Genomic DNA, 6,524 nt, shown 5'->3' with positions numbered 1-6,524 from the left:
CCGCCGGCGGCCGCCGAACGTGTCGCCGAGGCGAAGTCGTCGGCCATGACGACGTCGGGGCCCGAGGCCTGCGAGATGTGGACATGGCTGTCGATGCCGCCCGGCAGCGCCAGCAGGCCCGTCGCGTCGATCTCGCGCGCTGCCCCCTCGATGCTGTCGGCGATGCTGACGATGCGGCCGTCGCGGATGCCGATATCGGCGCGGAACTCGTCGCTGGCCGTCACGATGGTGCCGCCGCGAATGGCGAGATCGAGCTGCGTCACTGATGTCTCCGTCACTTGATGACTGGCATTGTCTGGAATATCCGGCCCCATTTCGCAAGAGCCGCAATGTCCCCGCCGGCAAGGCTCAGCGTCCGCCACAGCGTGACCGCGACCGAGTCGAGCACCGCGATATCAAGTTCTCGCTCCAGCGAGGCCGCAAGCGCGGCGCCATCGAGATTGGTGCAGAGAATGACGACCGCGTCGGCGCCTTCTGCCGCCACGGCGCGGATCATGTCCGCAATGGTTGCAGGCGTGACCTCGCCAAAGGAAAAGTTGTCGCGGATGCCGAGATGCCGCTCGGCATGCGGGGCAACGCCCTCCTCGGCCCAGACATCGCCTATGCGCCGCTGCACGTCGTCGGTATAGGGCGAGACCAGGCCGACACGTTTGGCGCCGAGCGCACGGGCGGCATCGATGCAGGCGAGCGTGGACGTCGTCGCGGGTACGCCGGTGCGCGCGGTGATCGCCTCGCACAGGCTCCGGTCGCGGCCGATGCCGAGCCAGCTTGCCGACGTGCCGTTCCAGGCAATGGCGTCGACCTTGGCATCGGCCAGCAGATCCGCAGCGGGCAACATCACCGATGCGTCGAATTGGTTCAGCGCGGCGGCGTCAAGCGCGATCTCGGTGACGCGGAAGCGCGAGAAATGGGCGGTGACGCCGGGGGCGCCGGCCAGCATCGTGCTGGTGACGGGCTCGAGCACCGAGTTGGAGGACGGCGTGATCATGCCGAGACGTTTGCGCATGGCTCTACCTTACGACGCCTGCGCAAGCCGCGTCGACTCCTCCCGGATCAGGGACAGGATGCGGCGCTTGGCGTCGTTGAATTCGGGGCTGGTGATGTCGCGCGGGCGCGGCAGGTCGAAATTGACGGCCTCGCGGATCCGGCCCGGCCGCCTGGTCATCACCACGATCTTGTTGCCGAGCACCAGCGCCTCGTCGACGCTGTGGGTCACGAACACGATGGTACAGCGGCGTTTCTGCCAGATCGCGACCAGCTCCTCCTGCATTTCGAGCTTGGTCTGGGCGTCCAGCGCCGCGAACGGCTCGTCCATCAGGATGACGCTCGGATTCATCAGCAGCGCCCGGGCAATGCCGACCCGCTGGTTCATGCCGCCGGACATCTCGGAAGGATGATGATGCTCGAAACCGCGCAAGCCGACGAGATCGATGAACTCCATGGCGCGATGGTGCCGCTCGGCCTTGCCGATACCCTTGAGCTTGAGATGGAAGGCGATGTTGTCGATCGCCGTCAGCCACGGCATCAGGGTCGGCTGCTGGAACACGACGCCGCGGTCCGAGCCGGGCCGCTCCACCTGCTTGCCGCCAACCAGCGTGCGGCCGGAGGTCGCCTGCTCGAAGCCGGCGATGATGTTGAGGAGTGTCGACTTGCCGCAGCCGGACGGGCCGAGCAGGCAGACGAAGTCATTGGCCTCGATGTCGAGATTGATGTTGTCCAGCGTCAGCAGGTCGCGGCCGCGCCGCTTGTCCGAAAACACCTTGACGATGTTGCGAAGCTCGATTGCCGCCATCAGCCCGCCCTGCCCTGCACGGTGGTCGTCTGCTGCCAGCGCAGCGTGCGCGCCATGATCGCCTTGAGGCCGAGGTCGGAGAGATAGCCGAGCAGCCCGATCGATATCATCGCAGCCAGCACGATGTCGTAGCGCAGGAAGTAATAGGAATCCCACAGCACGTAGCCGAGGCCGCTCTTCACCGCGACCATCTCGGCCGTGACAGTCAGCATCCAGGCTGAACCTACCGCGATACGCAGGCCGGCGAAGATCGAGGGCAGCGCGGCCGGCAGCACGATGTCGGTCAGCATCTGCCGCTGGCTCGCGCCCATCATCGCGCCTGCCCGCACCAGGTTGTGGTCCACGGTCTTGACGCCGTGAATGCTGTTCATCAGCACGGGAAAAAAGGCGCCGAGGAAAACCAGGAAGATCGCCGGCTTGTCGGCGATGCCGAACCAGATGATGGCGAGTGGAATCCATGACACCGGCGGGATCGGGCGCAGCATCTGCAGCGTCGGCTCCAGCGTCTTCTCGAACAGGCGCGACCAGCCGATCGCGACGCCGGCGAGGATGCCGAGCAGGCTTGCCAGCGCAAAGCCGCCGAACACACGCAAGGCACTGGCGAGTGCATCGCGCAGCCAGTGGCCGGAATAGGTCTGCGTGGTCTCGTCGAAACCGAACACCCAGTCGCCGAGCGCATGCAGCACCGCGCTCGGCGCCGGCAGCAACGCCGGCGGCAGCACGCCGCTGCGGGCAAAGACCTCCCAGCCCGCGATCAGCAGCGCGGGCACGATGAGGCGTTCGAGCCCCTGCAATGCCCGCATCAGCCGGAACGCCGGCTTCTCCGGCGAGACGTCAGTAACCGAGGTCATTCCTGGCCTTTCCGGTGGCCTTCTCCAGGAACGAATAGTCCATGTTCTTTTCTGCGTCCGCAGAGACGTCCTTCGAGATGTATTTGAGATCCCGCATCATCGCGGCGATCGCCAGCGTCTGCGAGCGATGGATCGCCGGATCGGGCGAGGCGTTCTTCAAGGCTTCGGTCGCCACATTCTTGTCGAGGCCGGTGAGCTTGTTGATGACCTCGATCCACGGCGCCTTGTCGGCGATCAGCTTGTTGTCGAGCTCGACCACAGCCGTCACGACGCCCTGCACGCCGGCGCGCTGGCTGGCGATGACATCGGAACGGGTGACGATGAGGTTGGTCAGGTTTCCAGCAGCCTGGTCATACGGCAGCACAAAGTGCTTGCCGGCACCTGCGAGCCGGATCTGCGAGGCGAACGGCTCGACCGAGCAGATCATGTCGACCTCGCCGCGCTGAAGCGCCGCGAGATGGTCGGACGGGTTGGGAATGTTGATGAACTGGATGTCCTTGTTGGGGTCGACGCCCTGCTTGAGGAACGCGCCGCGCATGTGGATATCCTGCGCGTTGCCGCGGGAGGCCGCGACCTTCAGCGGCTGGCCGTCGCTTTTCCCCTTGGCGACGATCGCCTTGAACGCCGTCCAGTCATCAGGCGGCAGGTTCAGCTTCGTGGACGAGAGACATTCCGAGCCGCCGTTGATCTGGCCGGAGACGGCGACGACGTCAAAACCCTTGTCGAGCGCGGTGATGTAATGGAGATACGTCACCTGCGCGACGTCGATGCTCTTCGAGATCAGCGCGGTGAGCACGTCATTGCCGGAGTTGAAGCCGGTGGCCTCGACCTCGACGCCTTTCGCCATGCCTGAAATCAGCGACATCGGCAGGCAGTGCGCACATTTGGCGTAGCCGAGCTTGATCTTCGAGCCTTCCGCGGAAGCCAGATCGCTTCCGCCAAGCATTGCCGCCATCGCCACGAGGCCCCATCGCAAACCCGTCCGCATCGCTCACTCCGTTTCGAAGGCGCGAGATCCCGCGCGTCGCGCAGGATCATCCGTCGCTCTTCGGCGCAGCGCAATCCGGTTTTTGCATGCTGCATACAATTTGCGCGCTATGCCATTGTTTTCAGCGAGATGCGTCGGTATTTTGAGCACGCCAAAGGGCTGGAAACGGCTAAGATCATCGAGAGAAACGAGGCACGCGTGCAGCCAAAATCGGAAGCGCCGAAGGGACGAAAACCGCCCAAACTCAAGCGGATGGGCCTGCATGAGCGCGCGGCCGCGCGGATGCGGACGATGATCATTCGCGGCGAGCTGCCGCCGGGATCGCAGACCCAGGAGACAAAACTGTCGAAGGAGCTCGGCGTGTCGCGCACGCCGCTGCGCGAGGCCATGAAGGTGCTCGCGGCGGAAGGATTGATCGAGCTCCGCCCCAACCGCAGCCCGCGCATCGCGGGCCTCGCGGTCGACGGCATCTGCGAACTGTTCGAGGCACTGGCCGGCATCGAGCGGCTCGCCGCAGAGCTGGCGGCCGAGCGCGCCACCGAGCGCGATCTTGCCCGCCTGCGCACGCTTCAGACCCGCATGGAGGGTCACCACCGCAACGGCAGGCTCGACGAATATTTTGCCATCAACGGCGAGATCCACAACACCATCGTCCGCATGGCCCGCAACACGCCGCTGCGGGAGGCGCACGAGACACTGATCTCCCGCGCCGAACGCGCGCGCTATCTCGCGCTCGGCGCCGACCGGCGCTGGAGCAATTCCGTCGACGAGCACGCCGGCGTCCTCGCCGCCCTCGAAGCGCGCGACAGTGAAGCGGCCGGCCGACTGCTTGGCGCCCATGTCCGCCAGACCGGCACCGCCCTGCTCGAAACGCTTGCTCCCAAACCCAAGCTGACGGCGGCGTGACCATGAAGCTGCTGCTGCTCAACCCCAACACCAGCACCGCGGTCACCCAATTGATGACGGATGTCGGGCAGCGCGCGGCCTCCCCTGGCACCGAGATCATCCCCTGCACCGCGACCCGCGGCGTGCCCTATATCTCGACGCGGACCGAGGCACAGATCGGCGGCGCCATCGCGCTGGAGATGCTCGCCGAGCAGCACAAAAAGGTCGACGCCGCGATCATCGCCGCCTTCGGCGATCCCGGCCTGTTCGCCGCGCGCGAAACCTTTGACATTCCCGTGGTCGGCATGGCGGAAGCCGCGATGCTGACGGCCTGCATGGCCGGACGCCGCTTTGCCATCGTCACCTTCGCCCAGGCGCTTGGGCCCTGGTACGAGGAATGCGTCCGCGACCACGGGCTGGGGGAGCGCTGCGCCGGTGTCCGCATGCTCGACACGCCGTTCCAGGCGATCTCCGAGGTCGGCACCGAGAAGGAGGATGTACTGGTCGAACTCGCCCAGCGCGCGATCGTCGAGGATAATGCCGATGTGTTGATTTTTGCGGGTGCGCCGCTCTCGGGCCTCGCCGAACGCGTCGCCGCCCGGATCCCCGTCCCTGTCGTGGATCAGGTGGTCGCTGCCGTGAAACAGGCCGAGGCACTTGTCGCGCTGCGCCTGCGCAAGGCGACCGCGGGCACATTCCGCCGGCCCGCCGCCAAACCCACCATCGGCCTTGCCGGCGCGCTCGCCGCCCGGCTCGAGCATCGCGACAGCTAGGGGAGCTTCGGCCGGCGATGCGAAAAACCCAATTCGTTTTCGATGGTGCGGCCAAAGGCAAACAGGCGGGATTCGCATCCCGGGGGCGCGATGATCTGGATGCCGAATGGCAGCTCGCTCTCTCCCCGCCGCGCCGGCAGGGTCAGGACCGGGAAACCGACCAGCGACACGATGAAGGTGACGGCGAGATAATCGATCGGCGTCTCCAGCTGCGCGCCATCGATTGTCCTGACATCGCTGATCTCGTTCGGCCAGGGGAACACGGATGCCGCTGGCGCAACCAGGAAATCAGCGCGGGTGAACAGCTCGCGAAAGCTGCGGTAGATCGCGGTGCGGCGCCGCTCGGCGTCGAGGTAATCCTCGGCGGCAAGCGTTGCGCCCGCCTCGATGTTCCAGATCACGGTGGGCGTCAGCTCGGCCCGGCGCGTCCTCAGCAACTCGCCGTAGCTGTTGGCGATGTGCGCGGCCCGCAGCGTCCGAAACGTCTCGATCGCCCCGCTGCAATCGGGCGAGGACGACACCAGATCGGCAACGCCCGCGAGCGCCTCGCAGGCGTCGGCAAACCGCGCACGCACATCGCGCGCAACCGGCGCGACACCGAAATCGGGCGTCACTGCGATCCGGGGACGTCCCGCAGCCGGCCGATCGTCATCGACGACGCCGGTCGAGAGCGGGTCCTGCGCATCGCCTCCAGCACAGACCGACAGCGCCAGTTCGAGATCGTCGACACCGCGGGCGAGGAAGCCGTGCGTGGCCAGCATATCCCAACCGAGCGGACGGCGCGGCGACGGGATGCGGCCGGGCGTCGGCCTGATCGAAGCGATGTCGCAGAAGCTCGCGGGCGTGCGCACGGAGCCGCCGAAATCGGTGCCATGCGCCAGCGGCACCATGCCCGCCGCGACCGCGACGGCGGAGCCGCCAGACGATCCGCCGGAGGTCAGCGCGGGATCGAAGGGATTGCGCGTCGGCCCGCAGAGCTTATTGGAGCAGACCGCACCGAAACCGAATTCCGGCGTGTTGGTCTTTCCCAGAATGATCGCGCCGGCGCGCCGCAGCCGCGCGACCACGAGATCGTCCTCGGCCGGGACGTGATCGCGGAACAGCGCCGATCCGTAGGTGGTCGCAAGCCCCGTGGTGTCGGTGAGGTCCTTGATCCCTACAGGCACGCCATGCAGCGCGCCGGTTGGCGCGGGCGCGGCATCGCAGATGTCCGCGGCGCGGCGGGCGCCCTCCGC

General features: G+C 66.6%; 7 protein-coding genes and 1 pseudogene. 2 read left to right on the top strand and 6 right to left on the bottom strand.

What is annotated here, in order from left to right:
* The 5 genes and pseudogenes from PMI42_RS12225 to PMI42_RS12205 all read right to left on the bottom strand — a co-directional run.
* Nucleotides 1–314: pseudogene (locus PMI42_RS12225) on the bottom strand (dihydropyrimidinase); the annotation flags it as partial.
* Nucleotides 275–1,006: a maleate cis-trans isomerase family protein gene (locus tag PMI42_RS12220; RefSeq protein ID WP_008134229.1), complete on the bottom strand. Its 732-nt coding sequence runs from the start codon at nucleotides 1,004–1,006 to the stop codon at nucleotides 275–277. The gene PMI42_RS12220 and the pseudogene PMI42_RS12225, both read right to left, overlap by 40 nt.
* A 9-nt stretch (nucleotides 1,007–1,015) precedes the next feature.
* Entirely contained in the window at nucleotides 1,016–1,792 is a 777-nt protein-coding gene (locus PMI42_RS12215) for an ABC transporter ATP-binding protein (protein ID WP_008134228.1), read from the bottom strand.
* Entirely contained in the window at nucleotides 1,792–2,643 is an 852-nt protein-coding gene (locus PMI42_RS12210; protein ID WP_008134227.1) for an ABC transporter permease, read from the bottom strand. Before PMI42_RS12210 ends, PMI42_RS12215 begins: the two co-directional genes overlap by 1 nt.
* The gene (locus PMI42_RS12205; protein WP_008134226.1) at nucleotides 2,627–3,631 is read right to left on the bottom strand and encodes an ABC transporter substrate-binding protein; all 1,005 of its coding nucleotides are present in this window, start codon (nucleotides 3,629–3,631) and stop codon (nucleotides 2,627–2,629) included. Before PMI42_RS12205 ends, PMI42_RS12210 begins: the two co-directional genes overlap by 17 nt.
* Nucleotides 3,632–3,829: 198 nt before the next feature.
* Between PMI42_RS12205 and PMI42_RS12200 the strand changes: the two genes are divergently transcribed.
* Nucleotides 3,830–4,537, top strand: a complete 708-nt coding sequence (locus PMI42_RS12200; RefSeq protein WP_193376333.1) for a GntR family transcriptional regulator — start codon at nucleotides 3,830–3,832, stop codon at nucleotides 4,535–4,537.
* A gap of 2 nt (nucleotides 4,538–4,539) precedes the next feature.
* The gene (locus PMI42_RS12195) at nucleotides 4,540–5,289 is read left to right on the top strand and encodes an aspartate/glutamate racemase family protein (protein WP_008134224.1); all 750 of its coding nucleotides are present in this window, start codon (nucleotides 4,540–4,542) and stop codon (nucleotides 5,287–5,289) included.
* Here PMI42_RS12195 and PMI42_RS12190 read toward each other — a convergent pair.
* Nucleotides 5,286–6,524: amidase (locus PMI42_RS12190; protein ID WP_008134223.1), on the bottom strand; the 1,239-nt coding region annotated here is incomplete at its 5' end. The two genes, PMI42_RS12195 and PMI42_RS12190, sit on opposite strands and share 4 nt — an antisense overlap.

Source organism: Bradyrhizobium sp. YR681, from assembly GCF_000282615.1.
Taxonomy (GTDB): domain Bacteria; phylum Pseudomonadota; class Alphaproteobacteria; order Rhizobiales; family Xanthobacteraceae; genus Bradyrhizobium.
Note: the sequence above shows the minus strand (reverse complement) of the source record. Positions and strands in the feature narration are given on the sequence as shown.